This is a genomic window from Streptomyces coeruleorubidus, from assembly GCF_028885415.1.
Classification (GTDB): Bacteria; Actinomycetota; Actinomycetes; order Streptomycetales; family Streptomycetaceae; genus Streptomyces; species Streptomyces coeruleorubidus_A.
This window is the reverse complement of record NZ_CP118527.1, coordinates 3,785,281-3,803,860: the sequence shown is the minus strand read 5'-3', so window position 1 is coordinate 3,803,860 and position 18,580 is coordinate 3,785,281. Positions and strand designations below refer to the sequence as shown.

Below are 18,580 nucleotides of genomic sequence, written 5' to 3'. Positions count from 1 at the left end.
GGGGCCTTTGTCATGCGTGACTCGTACTCGCCCGCTCCGTCAGCCGCGGCGGCAGCAGCGTCACCTCCGGCACGGGCGTGCCGTGCAGTTTTTCCATCAGCAGTGCCACCGCTCGGGTGCCGAGCTCCGTGGCCGGCAGGACGACCGACGTGATCGTCGCGGGGTCGTCGGGGCAGACGGCCGTGATCGACAGGTCCTCGGGGACGCGCAGACCGAGCTGCTGGAAGGCCGTGACCAGGGGTTCCAGGAGGGGGGCGTTGTGGACGACCACGGCCGTCAGGGCGGGGTGTTCGCGCAGCAGCCGGTCCGCGATGTGGTGGGCCTCGGCCGGTGCCGACACGGCGGGGCGCACCGACGAAGCCAGCCCGTGGTGGTCGGCTGCGGCCGTGAAGCCCTCGACCAGGCGGTGGGCCGAGGCGGTCCTGCGCAGGTGGACCTCCGGTGGCGGGCCGATCAGGGCCACCGTTCGGTGGCCGAGGTCGGCCAGGTGGTGCACGCACGCCTCGCCCGCCGCCCTGTAGTCCAGGTCCACGCAGGTCAGCCCGTGCGGGTCGGCGGGGAGGCCGAGCAGGACGCAGGGGCGGTCCAGGGAGCGGAGCAGGGGGAGACGTGGGTCGTGCAGGCCGATGTCCATGACCAGTAACGCGTCCGCCGGCGCCGGATCCCTGGCGCGGGTCAGGCCCTCCTCATGGGTGAGGAGCAGGACGTCGTGGTCGTACTCGCGTGCCGCTGTCACCACCGACTGCGTCACACGCATCATGGCCGGTACGTGGACTCCGGTGCGCAGCGGGGCTGCCACGGCCAGGACATTCGACCTGCCGTGCGCCAGTGCGCCGGACTGCGGGCGGTATCCCAGCTCCCGGGCGGCCGCCTCGACCCTCCGCCGCGTCTCCGCCGAGATCGGGCGCTTGCCGCTCAGCGCGTACGACACGGTGCTGGGGGAGACCCCGGCCCGCCGCGCCACGTCCGTGATCCTGACCATCAGGCCGGCTCCAGCCCCAGCATGAGGGAGCCGGTTCCGTCCGGTGCCCGGACCTCGTGACCGGCGGCGGTGAGCGCCCAGGGTGCGGCCGGGGCGCTGCATGTCGCCCGCAGGGTGTCGCCTTCGCGTACGACCGTGAAGGTCACGTCCCCGACCCGTACCGTCGGGGGCGCGTGCGCGTGGAGCGTCAGGACCGGGCCCCTCAACAGGTCGCCGCGGGAGCGGACGGGCCGGGTCGGCGCGATGATCTCCAGCGTGCCGTCCGACTCGGTGACGTCGAGCACCTCGGCCGGGTATGCCGCGGTGACGCCCTCCCGAAGCAGCCAGTAGCCGTCGGTGAACTTCATGTGGGGGTCCTTCTTCCTGTGCCCGGCAGGGGTCGGCACGTGACGTCGAAGCGCTTCGACGAACGAACGTATGTGTGGTGCATGAGGGCGTCAATGGGGCGGGCGTAGATCAGTGAAGCGATTCGACGCGCCGCACAGGGACAACACCAGGGCCACGGCCGCCGCCATCACCGGGATGCCGTATCCCGCCGTCGCCGACACCCGCTCCACCGTCCAGCCGCCGAGCGCGCTGCCGCAGGCGATGCCGCCGAGCAGGCCGGTCACCGCCAGGGTCATGCCCTCGTTCAGCCGGCCGTCGGGAGTGCGCTGCTGGATCAGCGTCATGGTGGTGACCATCGTCGGGGCCGTCGCCATCCCGGCGATCAGCAGCGCGCCCGCCAGGAGCGGGAGGGAACCGGTGAGGGCGGCCGCGAGCAGGGGCAGGGTCAGCAGCGCGGTCATCGAGGCCACGCACCACGGCAGGCGGGACGCGGCCGGCCCGGCGGGCTTCGCGACGCCGTACAGCAGGCCCGCCGCGCACGAACCCGCCGCCTGGAGCGCGAGCACGACACCGGCCGCCGACCCGTGTCCCCGCGCGTCCGCGAACGCCAGCGTGACGACCTCCGTCGAGCCGAACACCGCGCCCATCGCCAGGCAGACCGCGAGCAGCGGGGGCATGCCGGGGGCGCGCAGCGGCGCCGTCGCGGGTATGCGCGCGTGGACCGGCGGCTCCGTCGCACGCCGGGTGGTGTACAGGAGCATGCCCGTCAGCAGCATCACCGCGCCGACGAGCGTGCCCGCCTCCGGGAAGAACGCCCCGCACAGGAAGGCCGCGAGCACCGGGCCCAGCATGAAGCACAGCTCGTCCGCGGCCTGCTCGAAGGAGTTGGCGGTGTGCAGCGCCTTGGCGTCACCGGCCAGCAGATACGCCCAGCGGGCCCGGGACATGCCGCCGGTGTTGGGGGTCGTGGCGGTGGCGGCGTAGGAGGCGAACAGGGTCCAGTCGGGGGCGTCGTGGCGCACGCACAGCAGCAGCGCGAGTGAGCTGAGGACGGCGATCACCGTGGCGGGCAGGGCCACCCGGGCCTGCCCGTGCCGGTCGACGAGCCGCGCGGTCCACGGCGCGACCACCGCGGTCGCCGCGAGTCCCGTCGCCGTGACGGCACCGGCGAGGGCGTACGAGCCCCGCGTACCGGCGATCATGACGACCGCGCTGACGCTGAACATGCCCATCGGCAGCCGGGCGATCAGGTTCCCGGCGGTGAACGCACGGGCGCCCGGCAGCCCGAAGAGACGGCGGTACGGGGTGAGTTGTGGCATGCGCCCACCGTCGCCCGGAGGTGATCGGCCGGTCCAACACCTGTTCCGTACGGAATCACGCACCTGGGTTGTAGGACAGGCGGTAAATATGCGCTGCTCGTTCTTCATACAGCGATATGGAGAGTCCTTAATGGCGCATGGAAAAGATGCTCAGCCGGAAAATCCTTCACTCGTTTGCCGCGCATCCGCCGAAGTGGGCCGACGGTTAGTCGGTACATGACCGAGGCGACCAGGAAAGACGGTTGGGCGGTAACGCTCGGCCCCTACACCTACATTCCAGCTCCAGTGCACTCGTCGGCCACCGTCAATGGCACGCTCACCAAGGGCGGTTGCCCGGTCGCGCTCCAGGTGACCGAGCCGGTCCTGCGCGATTTCATCGATGCCATGAGCGTGCTGGAAAAGGACCTCGCCCGGCGGTGGATCAGTGCGACGGAATGGCCCGCTTTCGCGCTTGCGGAATAGTCGGGTAGCGCTATGTACGACAAAGGAATCGAGGGCACCGGCCGACACCGGGCGCCGACCCGGGATTTCGTCACTCCGCTGACGCCACCGGATCCGACCTGGGATCCGGCCGAGGAACTGGCGTTCATCCTCGAGGAGGCACTCGGGGAGCAGGGGCCGAGGATTCCCGCCCCGCGTGACGTGGCACCGGCCGCCCCCGCGGACCCGGCCCTGGGCGAGCGCATGCAGCGGCTCCAGGACATCACCGAGGAACTGCCGCCCGTGCGGGACGTCCCCCGGCGCCACCGCAAGGTCCGGGCCCGCAGAACCCCACGCCTGCTCCGCACCACCAGCTTCCTCGTCGCCGCCCTGAGTGCCGTCATCGCTGCCGCGGTGAGCATCCTGAGCGGCATGGTCGCCTACGACCCGCTGCGCCTGGCTGCCCTGTCCCCCGCGGAGCACAGCCTCCGTACCTGGTGGCCCCTGCTGGTGTACGGGCCCTGGCTGGTGTCCTCCCTGTCCGTCCTGCGGGCCGCGCTGCACCAGCGCCGTGCCGTGCACTCCTGGTGTGTGGTGCTGGTCTTCTCGTGCGTCGCCGTGCTGCTGTGTGTCGCCCAGGCACCGAGGACCGTCCTCGGTACCGCGGCGGCGGCCCTGCCCGGGGTGGCGGCGCTGGCGTGCTTCCAGCAGGTCGTCCGCCAGATCACGCTGACGCGTCCGCCCGTGCGTACGCCGGTGCCCAGGCATCGACTGGGGCAGGTTGCGTCGAGGGAGCCGGCCGGTGGGGATGTTCCGGGGGGTGAGGTGACGGGTGCGGGTACCGGTGCCGGTCCGGGTGCGGGTGCCGGTCCGGGGGCCGGTCCGAGGGCCGGTCCGGGTGCCGGTTCCGGTCCGGTTTCGGGTAAGCGTGTGGGTGAGGGTGAGGGGCCCGGGCGGGTGGCCGGGACCTGAGCAGGCCGCCGGGGTCTGAGCGGGCAGGTCGCCGCTGTAGGTTCACGGCATGCCGGGCCACCTCGACCCCCGACTCCTGCGTGCCTTCGTCACTGTCGCCGAGGAGCTGCACTTCACCCGTGCCGCGGTGCGTCTGCACACAGCGCAGCAGGCGCTCAGCCGGGACGTGCGGCGGCTGGAGCGGGAGCTGGCAGCCGAGTTGTTCGTGCGGACCACCCGGCAGGTGACGCTCACGCCCGACGGAGAGCGGCTGTTGCCGTACGCCCGCCGTGTGCTCCAGGCGCAGGAGGAACTGCTCGCCGCCTTCGACCAGGCCCGGCCCCTGCTGGTGGACCTCAACTCCCCGGGCCTGGTCACACCGCGCCGCGTGCTGCACCGGGCGCGTGAACTGGCCCCCGGCCACGAGCTGATGGCCCGCTACGAGAGCGGTCTGACCGGAGCCGCCGGGGAGTTGCTCGCGGGTCGGCTGGACGCGTCGTTCGGACGGTTCGCCGTGCTGGACCCGGCGCTGCGTGCCGGGCTCGACCACCAGCCCGTTCGGTACGAGCCGATGGCGGTCGTACTGCCCGAGGACCACCGGCTGGCCTCGCTGGCAAAGGTGCCGCTCGCCGAACTGGCCGGCGAGACCGTCTACGCGGGCGCCGGCAATCCCCGCACGCCGGAGTGGACCGGCCTCGCGCGGCTGCTGTTCGAGGGGCGGGGCATCGAGATCGCGCCACCGGCGCCACTGGCCGTCGGGGAGGAGGAGTTCCAGCGGGTCATGGCCCGTACGCGCAACCCGGTCCTGGCCGTCGTGGGGTTCCCGGCCCTGCCGACGACGGTGTCACGTCCTTTGGTCGATCCCGTTCCGCTTTCTCCCGTGTCGCTGGTGTGGCGCAAGGGCCTGACGCATCCCGCGCTCGACGCGCTGCGCCGGGCGGCGGCGCTGCTGGCAGCGGAGGAGGGGTGGCTTCGGCGGCCCGCCGAGGGGTGGGTTCCGGCCACCGATCATGTCCTCATGATGTCTCACCACTGACACGATTCCGCACGTGGTCCGCACATATCCTCCGCGTGCGCTACATTCAACGCCTGAGCACGGTGTGGTAATGGGGGGCGCTCTGGACGGGTTGGGGACCCGGTCCGGACGACGGGTGCTCAGGTCGTACGCGCACCTGAACCATCCCGTGGGGGGAAGTGCGTGCGTGTGAAACCGTGGCGAGAAGACGCCCAACCCGAATGGCCCGACGTCGCAGCGGCGGCCGGTGAACTCGCCGCTGACGGCAGAGCCCGGGGCCGGGGAGCCACGCAGGTCTTCGCCGGCGGCGACGTCCAGGTGACGGGCACCCGCCCGCCCGCCGCGACGGAGCTGACGGAGATGCTGCGCGGCATTCCCCGGCAGAGCGAGGGCGAGGCCGACTCGTTCGCGGCGGGTCCCGGTACACGGCCGGCCGTCCGCGACCCCTGGCAGGAGGACGCCGACGCGGTTGGGCAGGTCCGGGCCGGGACCCTCGCCGGGCACACTCACGACCCGCACGAGGTCACCGTCCAGCTCGACGCCGTCCAGCTCGGGGACGGGTTCGTACGGCAGGTCAAGGAAGACATCGGCGCGAGCACCGCCGACCGGCCCGTCTTCGTGGACGAGTCCGGTCGCCGCAGCCGTCGCCTCCGCCGGATCGGCATAGCCATCGCCCTGGCCTGCGGGGTCTACGCCGTCGTCATCGTCGCCACGGTGCTGTCGGGCAACTCCAACGCGCCCTGGCTGCCCGTGCCGGGCCAGCAGGAGGGCCGGCCGGCCGGGCAGGTCGACACCCCGCCGCAGCCCACGGAGTCGGCACCGGCCGTTGACACGGGCGCCACCGCCCCGGGCAGCGCGCCGACGACCGACGAGGCCACGGCACCTGCGCCCGGCCCCAGCGCCGTCGAACCCGCGGCCTCCGCGAGCCCGGGCCGTTCCGGCGCGACCGCCAGGCCCTCGCCGACGGCGACCCCGAACGAACCGGCCCCGGGGAAGGGCGTAACCGACCCGACCCCGACCGAGCCGGCGGACCCGCCGACCACGCCGGCGACCGACCCGACGCCTACGGTCGAGCCCACGCCGGAACCGACCGAGCCCACGGGCGCCGGCGACGGCGGCGACACCGAAACGGTGGCCGAAGGCCCGGCCGAGACGCCGCCCGTCACCGAGCCGCCCGCCGCCTAGACCCGGTCACGAGGGCGGCGCCCGCCGCGTCCGCCCTCCAGGAGAGACCCCGGGGGGAAGGCGCTCCAGCGCCCCGGATGTCAGGTCCCGAGCTCCCGGTCCCGCTGGAGCGGCGGGAACCGATGACGCCGCGGAGCATGCCGGCGCCGTCCCCGCACCCCCCGTCCCCGCAGCACTTCACCCCCGCACCACCCCGGAGTACCACCACCCATGGCATCCCGTACCCGCCGTTCCGGGCCCGCGCCCCGAGCCCGAGGCGGATCCAGGCGTCGCCTGCCCCTGCGCCTGCTGCTGCCCCTGCTCGTCCTCGTCGCGCTGATGGCGATGCTCATGCTGCGCGGCTACGTGCACAGCGAGATCCTCGCCGACCACCGGGTCCGGCCGCCCGCCGCCACCGACCAGGTGCCGGAGAAGATCATGCGAGGCGGGCCCGTCATCGACACCCGCAGCGGCCGCACGGAGAGCCTGCGCCTGCCCGACCGCCGCCTGGTCCTCACCTTCGACGACGGCCCGGACCCGGTCTGGACGCCGAAGGTCCTCGACGTCCTGAAGAAGCACGACGCGCACGCGGTCTTCTTCGTCACCGGCACCATGGCCTCGCGCTACCCGGACCTGGTCCGGCGCATGGTCGCGGAAGGCCACGAGGTCGGTCTGCACACCTTCAACCACCCCGACCTGTCCTACCAGTCCAAGAAGCGCATCGACTGGGAGCTGTCCCAGAACCAGCTTGCGATCTCGGGCGCGGCGGGCATCCGCACCTCCCTCTTCCGGCCGCCGTACTCCTCCTTCGCCGGTGCCATGGACAACATGTCCTGGCCGGTGACCGAGTACATCGGCCGCCGCGGCTACATCACCGTCGTCAACAACACCGACAGCGAGGACTGGCGCAAGCCCGGCGTCGAGGAGATCATCCGCAAGGCCTCGCCCAAGGGCGGCAAGGGCGCCATCGTCCTGATGCACGACTCCGGCGGCGACCGTCACCAGACGGTCGAGGCACTGGACCGCATGCTGCCCGACCTGCGCGAGCAGGGATACGAGTTCGCCAACCTCACCGAGGCCCTAGACGCCCCGAGCGCGCACTCCCGGGTCACCGGCCTGGAGCAGTGGAAGGGCAAGGCGTGGATCTTCCTGGTGCAGGCCTCGGAGCACCTCACCGACGGGCTGGTCGTCGGCCTCGCGATCGTCGGCACCCTCGTCATCGGCCGCTTCGTCCTGATGCTGGTGCTCTCCGGGCTGCACGCACGCCGGGTGCGGCGCCGCGGCTTCAGCTGGGGGCCGCCGATCACCGAACCGGTGTCGGTCCTGGTCCCGGCGTACAACGAGGCCAAGTGCATCGAGAGCACGGTCCGTTCCCTCGCCGCCAGTGACCACCCCATCGAGGTCCTCGTCATCGACGACGGCTCCTCCGACGGCACGGCACGGATCGTCGAGGCCATGGGTCTGCCCGACGTCCGGGTGGTCCGCCAGCTCAACGCGGGCAAGCCGGCCGCGCTCAACCGCGGTGTGGCCAACGCCCGTCATGACCTGATCGTGATGATGGACGGCGACACGGTCTTCGAACCGTCCACCGTGCGCGAACTGGTGCAGCCCTTCGGCGACCCGCGGGTGGGCGCGGTCGCGGGCAACGCCAAGGTCGGCAACAAGGACACCCTCATCGGCGCCTGGCAGCACATCGAGTACGTGATGGGCTTCAACCTCGACCGCCGGATGTACGACGTCCTGAACTGCATGCCGACGATCCCCGGCGCGGTCGGAGCCTTCCGCCGCAGCGCCCTGGAACGGGTCGGCGGCATGAGCGACGACACGCTCGCCGAGGACACCGACATCACCATGGCCCTGCACCGCGACGGCTGGCGCGTCGTCTACGCGGAGAACGCCCGTGCCTGGACCGAGGCGCCCGAGACGGTCCAGCAGCTGTGGTCCCAGCGCTACCGCTGGTCGTACGGCACCATGCAGGCCATCTGGAAACACCGCCGGGCCCTGGTGGACAAGGGCGCCTCGGGCCGCTTCGGCCGCGTGGGCCTGCCCCTGGTGTCCCTCTTCATGGTCGTGGCGCCCCTGCTGGCCCCGCTGATCGACGTGTTCCTCGTCTACGGCCTCGTGTTCGGCCCGACCCAGAAGACGATCATCGCGTGGCTCGGCGTCCTGGCGATCCAGGCGGTCTGCGCGGCCTACGCCTTCCGACTCGACCGTGAGCGCATGACGCACCTCATCTCGCTGCCCCTTCAGCAGATCCTCTACCGACAGCTCATGTACGTGGTCCTGCTCCAGTCCTGGATCACCGCCCTCACCGGCGGCCGGCTGCGCTGGCAGAAGCTGCGGCGCACCGGTGTGGTCGACGCGCCCGGCGGCGGCCCCGTGCCGCGCCAGCGGTCCGAGAGCAGCGGCGAGCGGAGGCCGGTGGCATGACCCACGGAAACCCGATCCCCACATCGTCGGCGGCGTCCGGCATACCGGGGCCGCCGTCGTACGGCATCCCGCAGCAGCGCACGACGGACCCCGCGGCCATGGGCGAAGCCGCCCCCGACACGGCGCCGCGCCAGGATGGCGGCCGTGACCGCTACCTGGACCTGCTGCGCTCGATCGCCCTGGTCCGTGTCGTCGTGTACCACCTGTTCGGCTGGGCGTGGCTGACGGTGCTGTTCCCGTCGATGGGCGTGATGTTCGCGCTGGCGGGCTCCCTGATGGCGCGTTCGCTGAACCGCCCCGCGCTCGGGGTGGTCCGGGGCCGGATCCGCCGGCTCCTGCCCCCGCTCTGGGCGTTCAGCGTGGTGGTGCTGGCGATGATGTTCGTGGCCGGCTGGAACCCGCTGAAGGACCCGGACCACGGCGGCACCTGGGGCCTGGTCGACCTGTTCAACTACGTCTTCCCCGTCGGCGCCCCGCCCTTCCCCTGGCATCTCGGCTCCAAGTCCGGCCTGCTGGAGGACACCTGGGCGGTGCAGGCGGCCGGTCCGCTGTGGTACCTGCGGGCCTACCTCTGGTTCGTCATCGCCTCCCCGCTGCTGCTGTGGGCGTTCCGCCGGGCGCCGTGGCCGACGCTGCTGGCACCCCTGGGCCTCACGGCGGTCGTCGGTACGGGCCTGGTGAAGATCCCCGGCGAGACGGGCAACGCCGTGACGGACTTCGCGGTCTACGGCGGCTGCTGGGTCCTGGGCTTCGCCCACCACGAGGGCCTGCTCAAGCAGATCCCCCGCTACCTGTCGATCTCCTGCGCGTCCCTGCTGATGGCCTTCGGCCTGTGGTGGGCCTCCGGCCACCTGGGCCCCGACGGCTGGGACCTGAACGACATCCCCCTGGCCCAGGCGGCCTGGTCCTTCGGCTTCGTGGTGATCCTGCTCCAGTACTCCCCGTCCTGGCGCGAACTCCCGGGCCGCCTCGCCAGGTGGGACAAGCTCGTGACCCTCTCCAACAACCGCGCCGTCACGATCTACCTCTGGCACAACCTCCTCATCATGGCCACGGTCCCGATCCTCGACCTCCTCTACGAACTGCCCTTCTTCCAGAGCGACAGCGCGGTGTCCGCCCTGGACACCACGTACACGATCTGGATGTTCGTCCTGGTCTGGCCCCTGATCGGCGCGGCGACCCTCGCGTTCGGCTGGGTCGAGGACGTCGCGGCGAAGCGGAAACCCCGGTTGTGGCCGAATAGTGCGCCTCGGGTGAGGGTTCGAGGGACCCGGAGGCGGGCGGTAACCGGCAGCTAAGCTGGGCCGTCATCGGCGGGGGCGGACGATGAGCGGCCCTTGTCCAGGGCCCCTTTTCGGTCGCAGGTGAGAGAACGACAGTGACAGAAGCACCGACAGCAGAGCCGGCCGGACCGCGCGCGCCGGTGTTCGGGCTGATCACGCCCGAGGACTGGTACCGCATTCCGCTCCTGCCCGCCGACCGCCGCGAGGCGTCCGTGAGCGCCCTGGTCAAGCGGCAGTTCGCGGGCGTCGACGACCAGCCGGTCCTGCGCCGCAAGGCCGAGGAGCAGCTGCTCGGCACCGCCGAGGCCGCCCTCGGGCAGGGCGGCGTGGTGCTGTACCTGTCGTTCCTGGAGGCGGGCGGCATCCCGCTGTCGGCGTCCCTGCTGGTCTCCCGCCTGTACGAGAGGTTCGACGGCCTCGACGCCGTCGCCGCCCTGGCCGGCTCCGGCGAGGTCACGCTGGAGAAGCTGCCCGCCGTGGGGCGCGTGGCCCGGCTCCGGCGGCAGGAGCGGACGAAGCAGTCGCGGAAGCTGGGCTCGGAGTTCGCGGACACCGTCGTCGAGTACTTCGTACCGGTCCCGGACCGCGACGAGGTGCTGATGCTGACGTTCAGCACACCGCTGGAGCCGATCGCGGACGCCATGGTGGAGTTGTTCGACGCGGTGGCCGGAACCTTGCGCTGGCAGCACCGCGACGAGGAACGGACGGGGGAGGAACAGCAGTGAGCGGGAAGCTCAGGGTCTCGACGCAGGACCTCGACACGGCCGGAACCGGCCTGCGGACGGTGGCGACCGAGCTGGAAGGACTCGACAAGCTCATGGACGCCTACGACCGGCGCACGGTCGGCCACCAGACGCTGCACGACCGGCTCCAGGAGTTCTCCGACGGCTGGGACGACAACCGCAAGAAGATGATCGAGGAGATCCAGGGGCTCGGGAAGATGGCCCAGGAGGCCGGGAAGGCCTACACCGCGCTCGACACCGCGCTGTACGACGCGCTCACGGGCAAGGGGAAGAAGAAGTGACCCGCCCCGCCGACCACCGGTGGGAGGTGCTGGGGGAGAGCGGCGACCCCGTGCCCGGCGACGTCACCGACATGAAGGCCCTCGCCCGCCGCTTCACGGCCACCGCCGAGACCATCACCAAGACCGCCGACGCGCTGCGCCGGATCGGCAACCTGGAGAGCTGGGACTCCGAGGCCGGCCGCGCCTTCGCCGAGAAGGCGAGCGACACAGCCAAGACGGTGAGCAAGGCCTACGACCGCTACGCCGACGCCGGAGTCGCCCTCAAGGACTACTCCACCGACCTGGAGACGATCCAGGAGGAGGCGGACAAACTCCTCACTCAGGCGGAGACGAAGCACAACAGCCTGTCCACCGCGAAGTCCAAGGCCGAGAACCCGCCCAAGGGCACCGACGACGCCGGGCAGGACAAGCTCGACAAGGCGGTCACCGACCTCCAGGAGGGGCTGGACGGGCTGCGCGGCCAGCTCGACAAGCTGAAGACCCGTCACAAGGAGGCCGGCGACAAAGCGGCCCAGCGCATCCACGACACCACCGAGGGCGACGGCCTCAACGACGGCTGGCTGGACGACCTGCGCGACACCCTGAAGATGGTCAGCGACATCACGGGAGCCATCGCCGCCGTCTGCGGGGTGCTGTCCCTGCTCGTCGGCTGGATCCCCGTCATCGGACAGGCCCTGGCCGGTGTGCTCGGCACCATCGCCCTGGTCATGACGGCGATCTCACTGGTCTGCCATGTGCTGCTCGCCATCAACGGTGACGGCTCCTGGGGCGATGTGGCGATCGACGTGCTGGGCCTCGCCACGTTCGGCATCGGACGCGTCTTCTCCGCGGGCGCCAAGGCCGCCGCCACCGTCGGCCGCAGCCGCGTCTGGACGGCGGCCACGCAGTATGTGCGCGGCTGGAACCCGGGCATGAACTCGGCCGCGCGCCGCGCACTCGTCGAGTCCATGGTCGGTGCACGGGCCGGAGCGCGCCCCGGGGCGGCCCTGCCCGACGTGGGCCTGAGGGCGGCCTTCCGCGGACTGCCGAGCTCCTTCGCGGACGACCTGGCCACCATCCGCGGCAACTGGCGGGACCTGTTCAAGGTCGGCGACAACCTCTCGGCGGCCCGCGACGCCTACAACGCCGCCGGTCCGCGCGGTCTGGCCAGCATGTACGCGGGTCCGGGCATGGTCGACGAACTCGCGCGCATCAAGAACATCGACCCGGCCGACCTGCGCTTCATCGGCACGCCCGACGCGTTCAAGCAGGCCATGGCGTACAACGCGGTGGGCCTGGGCGGCACCGGGACGGGCGCGGCCTCCGACACCAACAGCTTCGTCGGCCTGTTCGGTGGCGAGCCGGAGATCGACGTCACCGGCTCCGACGCCTCGCTGGCCGGAGTGTGAGCCCGGCCATGACGAACCCGGCGGACTGGCGGGAGTGCCGGGTCGCGCTGCCCGCCCACCACAACTGGCTGGTCCTCGACCTGCGCGACGAGGACCCCGAGGCCTGGGCGCGCGCCCTCGCCGAACAGCACCTCGGCGGCGACGTACCCGAACAGTGGCGGGAGGCGTTCGCGACGGACCTGCTCTGGTACTGGGGAGCGGCGGTCCGGCAGGGCGCCCTGTGCGCGGCGGTCCTGGCCCCCCAGGACGGGCCCGTCGTGGCGAGTTACACGGTGCGGGAGCTGAACATCGCGCCGGAATCCCTCACGGTGGCCGCCTTCCGGGCCGAGGCGGAGCGCGCGGACGGCCCCTACTTCGGCGGGGGCCAGATCCTCACCGAGGTCGACCTGCCCCTGGGACCGGCCCTGCGCGTGCACCGCCAGGAACCGACGGACCCGGACGCGGACAGCGGAACGGTCGTGGAGGGAGTGGCCCACTACGTCCTGCCGCGCCGGCACCCCACTGCCCTGGAATGCCGGCTGCTGTGGACGGCCCTGGGACTCGGCGCGGAACTGATCAAGGTCGCCGACGAACTGGCGGACTCACTCCGCCTGGCGTGACGCGGCGGAACCCCGGCGCTTGCCGAACACGTCACCGAGACCGAACCGCTCCCAGGGGACCATCGCGAGCGGCATCCAGCCGAACCCGACGGCGAAGACGGCGACGACGGTGGTGACCTGAGCCGGGAGGAACCACCCCAGCTGGGCGACGAGCAACGCCACGACCAGCAGCCAGACGTCGAACACCAGCACCGCAAGCACCTTGCGCGCCGCGGCTACCGGACCGACCCGGGGCGTGCCGCCGTTCTCCTCGGTCCCCCGCAGCATGCCGAAGAGGATCACCGGCAGCATCAGCCCGGTCAGCCCGCCGACCGCGATGCCTCCCACCACCAGGGCGTTGTTCCCGTCCTCGGGCACGATGCCCGACAGCGGGGCCGCGTCGACCGCCCTGCCCAGCAGGAACACGGCCGCGAACGCGCCGAGCGTCGCCGTCGCCAGGACGAGGAGCATGCCGGCTCCGAAGGCGACGTTTCCGGCAAAGGAGCGCTGCGGGCGCTGCGCCTCGGGCCGCTCGGCCCCCGACTCAGCGGACATGGACTCTCCCCTTCCCGTGTGGGGTCCGCTAGAGGATAACGGGACCCCGTTCCCCCGGGCTTTCCCGGTGTGGAAAACTGCCTGAGTTGCGCATGTGAACAACTGTGCCCAGTGAGTGACCGGGGAGCGGTGGGATGAGTAAGCGGCAGACACAGAAGATGCTGCGGCTGATGGCGAGCGGAGAACCGGTCGAGCTCACCAGCCCGATGGCGTCCGTGAAGAAACTCGCCCGGCTGGCCTTCGTCGCCCAGCAGTTCGGCTACGAGTACGCGGACGTCCGGCAGAGCACCGGCCGCAACGGCGCGCTCACCATGCTGATCCTGCCCGATCCCAGCCCGCAGGCCCGGGCCAGGGCCGCGCAGAACTGGGCGCAGTACCCCAGCGCCGGCGACGGTGTCTCCCTGCCGCCGCTCGTGCCGGACGCCTTCGAGCTCCTCAAGGCCCGCATCAACTTCGACCTCACCGGCAAGAACGCCGAGAAGCGCATGGGCTACGTGGCCCTCGGCATCACCGCCGGCTGCGTGGTCCTCGCCTTCCGCACCGGCGGTGAGTCCTTCGACTTCATCGCGTCGGGTGTGGTGTGGCTGCTGTTCATGGCGATCCTCGGCATCGGGCTGCTGGTCACGCGTAAGCGCAACACGAAGTTCGCCGCGCGGTTGCAGGCGGCCGGCTTCATGCCGATGACCGATGAGAACGGGCGGGTGCGGTATCTGCCGCCGGGGCAGCAGATGCCGGGGCACGGCAATCCCTTCGGAGGCGGGCCGTACGGCGGCGGGCCGGGGGCCGGGGCTCCGGGACACGCGGGTGCGCCGGGTCAGCCGCCCGGGATGCCGGGCCGGCCCGGCGGGATGCCCACTCCGGCCGGGGGCGCCCCCGCGGGTTACGGACAGCAGGCGCCGGGGCCGTATGCCCAGCCGGCGCCGGGCCCCTACGCAGCCCAGCCCGCCCCCGGCCCCTACCCCGCCCAGCCCGCGCCTGGTCCGTACGGAGGCCAGCCCGCGCCGGGCGCGTACCCTGGCCAGCCCGCGCCGGGCGCGTACCCTGGGCAGCCCGCGCCGGGGTCGTACCCTGGTCAGCCCGCGCCGGGCCCGTACGGTGCTCAGCCCCCCGGCCCCTACAGTCAGCCGTATCCTCAGCAGAATCCCCACTGGCAGCCCCCGCAACGCTGACACAAGCCACCGAACCTCTCATCCCGCCCACGGCCGGGGTGAGAGCAAAGTTCCCTCGCGGTCACCCGCTGGCACAGCCACGAAACGCGTCCTCCCTACCTTCGGGTTCAGCCACTCGAAGAACGACCGAGTCCCGGAGCAAGTGGAGGCGTCATGACAGGCCCTGGCACGGCACCCGCACCCCCGAGCAGGGGCGGACGCTGGATCCAGCACTGGGATCCGGAAAACGAGACTTTCTGGAAGGAAACCGGGGAGAAGGTCGCGCGCCGCAACCTCTTCTTCTCCGTGCTCTCCGAGCACATCGGTTTCTCGATCTGGACCCTGTGGTCCGTCCTGGTCCTGTTCATGGGCCCGGAGTACGGGCTGACCCCGGCCGACAAGTTCATGCTGACCTCGGTGGTCACGCTCGTCGGCGCCGTCGTCCGCGTCCCCTACACCTTCGCCGTCGCGATCTTCGGCGGCCGGAACTGGACGATCATCTCCGCCGGCCTCCTCCTCGTCCCGACCGTCGCCGCGTTCACCGTGATGGAGCCGGGCACCTCCTTCTCCACCTTCCTCCTCGTCGGGCTGCTGGCGGGCATCGGCGGTGGCAACTTCGCCTCCTCCATGACCAACATCAACGCCTTCTTCCCGCTGCGGAAGAAGGGCTGGGCCCTCGGCCTGAACGCGGGCGGCGGCAACATCGGCGTACCGGTGATCCAGCTGGCCGCCCTCGGGATCATCGGCGCCGGCGGCGGGCCGCGGGTGCTGCTCGGGATCTACATCCCGCTGATCCTCGTAGCCGCCGTCATGGCCGCGCTCTTCATGGACAACATCGAGAACGTGAAGAACGACACCGGTGCCGCCAAGGACTCCGCGCGGGACCCCCACACGTGGATCATGTCCTTCCTCTACATCGGAACCTTCGGCTCCTTCATCGGCTACAGCTTCGCCTTCGGCCAGGTCCTGCAGAACCAGTTCGGACGCACCCCGCTGGAGGCGGCGTACGTCACCTTCATCGGTCCGCTCCTCGGCTCGCTGATCCGGCCCCTGGGCGGCTGGCTGGCCGACAAGTACGGCGGCGCGAAGATCAGCCTGTGGAACTACGTCGGCATGGGCGTCGCGACGGCGATCCTGATCGGCGCCTCGATGGAGAAGTCGCTGGCGCTGTTCACCGTGGCGTTCGTGGTGCTGTTCGTCCTCAGCGGGCTCGGCAACGGCTCGACGTTCAAGATGATCCCGGGCATCTTCCAGAACAAGGCCCTCGCCAAGGGGCTGAAGGGTGAAGCGGCCGCTGCCTACGGGCGTCGCCTCTCCGGCGCCTCCATGGGACTCATCGGCGCGGTGGGCGCCCTCGGCGGTGTCGGCATCAACCTCGCCTTCCGCCAGTCCTTCCTCTCTTACGGCTCCGGCACCGGCGCCTTCGTCGCCTTCCTCGCCTTCTACGCGGTCTGCTTCGCGGTCACCTGGGCCGTATACCTTCGCCGTACGACTCCCCGGGTACCCGCCACGACGGCGACCTCGGAGGCGGAGCCGCAGCTCAGCTACGCCAAGGTATGACGCTGTGCTGATCCGGGGGACCACCCCCGGATCCCCGGCCGAAGCCCGAAGCCGTCGATCCGGCGGAAAACGGCATCGGTAACACGAGCGACATCAAGCCGATCCGGGCCTGTCACGAGCCGTTGACAGGCTCGATCGGCATGTAGGTACGCCGTACCCATGAAGTACGACGACTCGAGTGCGGGACGAGAGCCATGTACGAGGAAGAACAGCGACCGGACCACGGGCCCCTGGCGGGTTTCACCGTGGGCGTCACGGCCGCGCGCCGGGCCGACGAACTGGGGACGCTGCTGCAGCGGCGCGGTGCCGCCGTCCTGCACGCCCCCGCCCTGCGGATCGTGCAGCTCGCCGACGACAGCGAGCTGCTGGGCGCGACGAAGGAGCTCATCCGCCAGGTGCCGGACATCGTGGTCGCCACGACCGCGATCGGTTTCCGGGGCTGGGTCGAGGCCGCCGACGGCTGGGGGCTCGGCGACGATCTGCTGTCGCGGCTCGCCGGTGCACGGATCCTCGCGCGCGGCCCCAAGGTGAAGGGCGCGGTCCGGGCCGCCGGGCTGACGGAGGAGTGGTCGCCGTCGTCGGAGTCCATGGCGGAGGTGCTCGACCGGCTGTTGGAGGAGGGCGTCGACGGGCAGCGGATCGCGATCCAGCTGCACGGTGAGCCGCTGCCCGGGTTCGTGGAGGCGCTGCGGGAGGGCGGGGCCGAGGTCGTGGGCGTGCCCGTCTACCGGTGGATGCCGCCGGAGGACATCGCCCCGGTGGACCGCCTCCTGGACGCGACGATCTCCCGGGGTGTGGACGCGCTGACCTTCACCAGCGCCCCGGCCGCGGCCTCCCTGCTCTCCCGGGCGGAGGAGCGCGGGATGCTCCCCGAGGTACTGGAGGCCCTGAGCCACGACGTGCTGTCGGCCTGCGTGGGCCCGGTCACCGCCCTGCCGCTGCAGTCCCGCGGCATCGACACGATCCAGCCCGAACGCTTCCGGCTCGGCCCACTCGTCCAGCTCCTCTGCAAGGAACTGCCCGGCCGGGCACGCGCGCTGCCGATCGCCGGGCACCGGGTGGAGATCCGCGGCCACGCCGTCCTGGTCGACGGCGACCTCAAGCCCGTGCCGCCCGCCGGCATGTCCCTCCTGCGCGCCCTCTCCCGCCGCCCCGGCTGGGTGGTCGCCCGTGCGGAACTCCTCCGCGCCCTCCCCGGCTCCGGCCGCGACGAACACGCCGTCGAAACAGCCATGGCCCGCCTCCGCACGGCCCTCGGCACCCCGAAACTGATCCAGACGGTGGTCAAGCGGGGTTACCGCCTCGCCCTGGACCCGGCGGCGGACACGAAGTACGCGGACGCGTGACCGCATCCGCGAGTTGAGCGAGATACCGCCACGCTGACACCGCCGCCGCTCGGCAAGGCGTGCACGCCTTGGCCGGAACCCGTGCCCGGTCGAAGGCCGCCCCTCGCGACCGGCCGGTGCGGGGGGTTTCCGGCGTCGCAGTGGGCAGGCACTGTAAGAGGGAACGGTTTCCCGGCCCTCTCACTGGCACCCCACCGAACCCCTCGCGACCGGGGTGCACCCCTAGGCGGTGACAGGCACATGGCACTGGGTACGGCCACGGCCCCGTACGAGCTGCGCTTCGATGCCGGGCGGATCTGCCTCGATCTGCTCTCCACCACGCATCCGGAGGAACGGCTGGACTCCGTGGACGTGCTGCGCGCCTGGATCACCGGCTCCGGGCTCGTCCCGGCGGACACCGCCCTGGCCCACGCCGACGCCACCTGGCCGGCCGCCTTCCGCGAACTGCGCGGCCAGGTCGACCGGTTGGTGCGCGGCTGGCCGGGATCCGGAGCCCGGGGTTACGACTTCGCGCTCGCGCGCGTCAACGACCTCGCCCGTACCGCGCCCCCCGCCCCGCGCGCCGTCCGCGGCGCGGACGGCGAACTCGTACGGCAGTTGGACGGCCCGCCCGGCTGCCCCGCCCTGCTCGCGGCCGTCGCCCGGGACGCCGTGGACCTGATGACCGACCCCGTCGCCCGCGCGGCCCTGCGTCAGTGCGAGGGCGACAACTGCCCGATCGTGTACCTCGACACCTCCCGGGGACGCAGAAGGCGCTGGTGCTCCAGCGAGGTCTGCGGGAACCGCGAACGGGTCGCCCGGCATCGCCGCCGCGCGGCACTCACTCGCGCTTAAGTCCCTTTTGCCCTTCGCGGCAAGGGTGTTGAGTGGTCGCTGCATTCAATTCCCCTGTCCTAAATGCGACTTCTGTGAATGCACTGTCGAAGTGATTTCGATTACACGCCGTTTACCTACGCCCCCGTAGGGAAGGCCTGGCTTGATCTTGCCGATGTGGCGGAAATGTAAAGAACGCGGGGTGGGAATGTGCTCCCATGTCCCGCTCGTCACGTCACTTCGAAGAAATCTGTCACGCCTCTTTGAACGCCCAACC

Annotated in this window: 17 protein-coding genes and 1 pseudogene; 14 read left to right on the top strand and 4 right to left on the bottom strand. The window is 71.6% G+C overall.

The window, feature by feature from the left end:
* Positions 1-10: 10 nt before the first annotated feature.
* The 3 genes and pseudogenes from PV963_RS17620 to PV963_RS17610 all read right to left on the bottom strand — a co-directional run bounded on the left by PV963_RS17620 (position 11) and on the right by PV963_RS17610 (position 2,736).
* Positions 11-982, bottom strand: a complete 972-nt coding sequence (locus PV963_RS17620) for a LacI family DNA-binding transcriptional regulator (RefSeq protein ID WP_274816691.1) — start codon at positions 980-982, stop codon at positions 11-13.
* A 134-nt stretch (positions 983-1,116) separates the two neighbouring features.
* A pseudogene (locus PV963_RS17615) lies at positions 1,117-1,329 on the bottom strand (hypothetical protein); the annotation flags it as partial.
* Between the two features lie 90 nt (positions 1,330-1,419).
* On the bottom strand, positions 1,420-2,736 hold the full coding sequence (locus tag PV963_RS17610) for an MFS transporter (protein ID WP_425540912.1): 1,317 nt from the start codon (positions 2,734-2,736) through the stop codon (positions 1,420-1,422).
* 108 nt (positions 2,737-2,844) lie between these two features.
* Between PV963_RS17610 and PV963_RS17605 the strand changes: the two genes are divergently transcribed.
* The 10 genes from PV963_RS17605 to PV963_RS17560 all read left to right on the top strand — a co-directional run bounded on the left by PV963_RS17605 (position 2,845) and on the right by PV963_RS17560 (position 12,902).
* The gene (locus PV963_RS17605) at positions 2,845-3,090 is read left to right on the top strand and encodes a hypothetical protein (RefSeq protein WP_274816689.1); all 246 of its coding nucleotides are present in this window, start codon (positions 2,845-2,847) and stop codon (positions 3,088-3,090) included.
* Between the two features lie 12 nt (positions 3,091-3,102).
* Positions 3,103-4,020 (top strand): hypothetical protein, encoded by a 918-nt coding sequence (locus tag PV963_RS17600; RefSeq protein ID WP_274816688.1) that lies wholly within the window; start codon positions 3,103-3,105, stop codon positions 4,018-4,020.
* Between the two features lie 49 nt (positions 4,021-4,069).
* Positions 4,070-5,035: a LysR family transcriptional regulator gene (locus tag PV963_RS17595; protein WP_274816687.1), complete on the top strand. Its 966-nt coding sequence runs from the start codon at positions 4,070-4,072 to the stop codon at positions 5,033-5,035.
* Between the two features lie 162 nt (positions 5,036-5,197).
* Entirely contained in the window at positions 5,198-6,199 is a 1,002-nt protein-coding gene (locus PV963_RS17590) for a hypothetical protein (protein ID WP_274816686.1), read from the top strand.
* 210 nt (positions 6,200-6,409) lie between these two features.
* A complete protein-coding gene (locus PV963_RS17585; protein WP_274816685.1) occupies positions 6,410-8,608 on the top strand; it encodes a glycosyltransferase in 2,199 nt (732 codons plus the stop codon).
* Positions 8,605-9,906: an acyltransferase family protein gene (locus tag PV963_RS17580; protein WP_274816684.1), complete on the top strand. Its 1,302-nt coding sequence runs from the start codon at positions 8,605-8,607 to the stop codon at positions 9,904-9,906. The genes PV963_RS17585 and PV963_RS17580 overlap by 4 nt, the downstream gene beginning before the upstream one ends.
* Before the next feature lie 80 nt (positions 9,907-9,986).
* On the top strand, positions 9,987-10,616 hold the full coding sequence (locus PV963_RS17575) for a hypothetical protein (protein ID WP_274816683.1): 630 nt from the start codon (positions 9,987-9,989) through the stop codon (positions 10,614-10,616).
* Positions 10,613-10,915, top strand: a complete 303-nt coding sequence (locus PV963_RS17570) for a hypothetical protein (protein ID WP_274816682.1) — start codon at positions 10,613-10,615, stop codon at positions 10,913-10,915. The genes PV963_RS17575 and PV963_RS17570 overlap by 4 nt, the downstream gene beginning before the upstream one ends.
* Positions 10,912-12,303, top strand: a complete 1,392-nt coding sequence (locus tag PV963_RS17565) for a hypothetical protein (RefSeq protein ID WP_274816681.1) — start codon at positions 10,912-10,914, stop codon at positions 12,301-12,303. Before PV963_RS17570 ends, PV963_RS17565 begins: the two co-directional genes overlap by 4 nt.
* Before the next feature lie 8 nt (positions 12,304-12,311).
* Positions 12,312-12,902, top strand: a complete 591-nt coding sequence (locus PV963_RS17560; RefSeq protein ID WP_274816680.1) for a hypothetical protein — start codon at positions 12,312-12,314, stop codon at positions 12,900-12,902.
* Here the strand turns inward: PV963_RS17560 and PV963_RS17555 are convergent.
* Positions 12,885-13,436 (bottom strand): hypothetical protein, encoded by a 552-nt coding sequence (locus PV963_RS17555; protein ID WP_274816679.1) that lies wholly within the window; start codon positions 13,434-13,436, stop codon positions 12,885-12,887. The genes PV963_RS17560 and PV963_RS17555 overlap by 18 nt on opposite strands.
* A 134-nt stretch (positions 13,437-13,570) precedes the next feature.
* On the opposite strand from PV963_RS17555, the gene PV963_RS17550 reads away from it, so the two are divergent.
* The 4 genes from PV963_RS17550 to PV963_RS17535 all read left to right on the top strand — a co-directional run bounded on the left by PV963_RS17550 (position 13,571) and on the right by PV963_RS17535 (position 18,324).
* Positions 13,571-14,605 (top strand): hypothetical protein, encoded by a 1,035-nt coding sequence (locus PV963_RS17550; RefSeq protein ID WP_274816678.1) that lies wholly within the window; start codon positions 13,571-13,573, stop codon positions 14,603-14,605.
* A 153-nt stretch (positions 14,606-14,758) separates the two neighbouring features.
* A complete protein-coding gene (locus tag PV963_RS17545) occupies positions 14,759-16,144 on the top strand; it encodes a nitrate/nitrite transporter (protein ID WP_274816677.1) in 1,386 nt (461 codons plus the stop codon).
* 194 nt (positions 16,145-16,338) lie between these two features.
* Positions 16,339-17,490: a uroporphyrinogen-III synthase gene (locus PV963_RS17540; protein WP_274816676.1), complete on the top strand. Its 1,152-nt coding sequence runs from the start codon at positions 16,339-16,341 to the stop codon at positions 17,488-17,490.
* Between the two features lie 240 nt (positions 17,491-17,730).
* Positions 17,731-18,324 (top strand): CGNR zinc finger domain-containing protein, encoded by a 594-nt coding sequence (locus PV963_RS17535; protein ID WP_274816675.1) that lies wholly within the window; start codon positions 17,731-17,733, stop codon positions 18,322-18,324.
* The last annotated feature ends 256 nt before the right edge of the window (positions 18,325-18,580 follow it).

What these genes read in the sequence shown, in the direction of transcription:
- PV963_RS17585 (WP_274816685.1), top strand. Translation starts at nt 6,410, where the DNA reads ATGGCATCCCGTACCCGCCGTTCCGGGCCCGCGCCCCGAGCCCGAGGC.
- PV963_RS17580 (WP_274816684.1), top strand. Translation starts at nt 8,605, where the DNA reads ATGACCCACGGAAACCCGATCCCCACATCGTCGGCGGCGTCCGGCATA.
- PV963_RS17555 (WP_274816679.1), bottom strand. Translation starts at nt 13,436, where the DNA reads ATGTCCGCTGAGTCGGGGGCCGAGCGGCCCGAGGCGCAGCGCCCGCAG.
- PV963_RS17620 (WP_274816691.1), bottom strand. Translation starts at nt 982, where the DNA reads ATGGTCAGGATCACGGACGTGGCGCGGCGGGCCGGGGTCTCCCCCAGC.
- PV963_RS17560 (WP_274816680.1), top strand. Translation starts at nt 12,312, where the DNA reads ATGACGAACCCGGCGGACTGGCGGGAGTGCCGGGTCGCGCTGCCCGCC.
- PV963_RS17605 (WP_274816689.1), top strand. Translation starts at nt 2,845, where the DNA reads ATGACCGAGGCGACCAGGAAAGACGGTTGGGCGGTAACGCTCGGCCCC.
- PV963_RS17540 (WP_274816676.1), top strand. Translation starts at nt 16,339, where the DNA reads ATGTACGAGGAAGAACAGCGACCGGACCACGGGCCCCTGGCGGGTTTC.
- PV963_RS17600 (WP_274816688.1), top strand. Translation starts at nt 3,103, where the DNA reads ATGTACGACAAAGGAATCGAGGGCACCGGCCGACACCGGGCGCCGACC.
- PV963_RS17595 (WP_274816687.1), top strand. Translation starts at nt 4,070, where the DNA reads ATGCCGGGCCACCTCGACCCCCGACTCCTGCGTGCCTTCGTCACTGTC.
- PV963_RS17535 (WP_274816675.1), top strand. Translation starts at nt 17,731, where the DNA reads ATGGCACTGGGTACGGCCACGGCCCCGTACGAGCTGCGCTTCGATGCC.
- PV963_RS17550 (WP_274816678.1), top strand. Translation starts at nt 13,571, where the DNA reads ATGAGTAAGCGGCAGACACAGAAGATGCTGCGGCTGATGGCGAGCGGA.
- PV963_RS17610 (WP_425540912.1), bottom strand. Translation starts at nt 2,736, where the DNA reads ATGAAGAACGAGCAGCGCATATTTACCGCCTGTCCTACAACCCAGGTG.
- PV963_RS17545 (WP_274816677.1), top strand. Translation starts at nt 14,759, where the DNA reads ATGACAGGCCCTGGCACGGCACCCGCACCCCCGAGCAGGGGCGGACGC.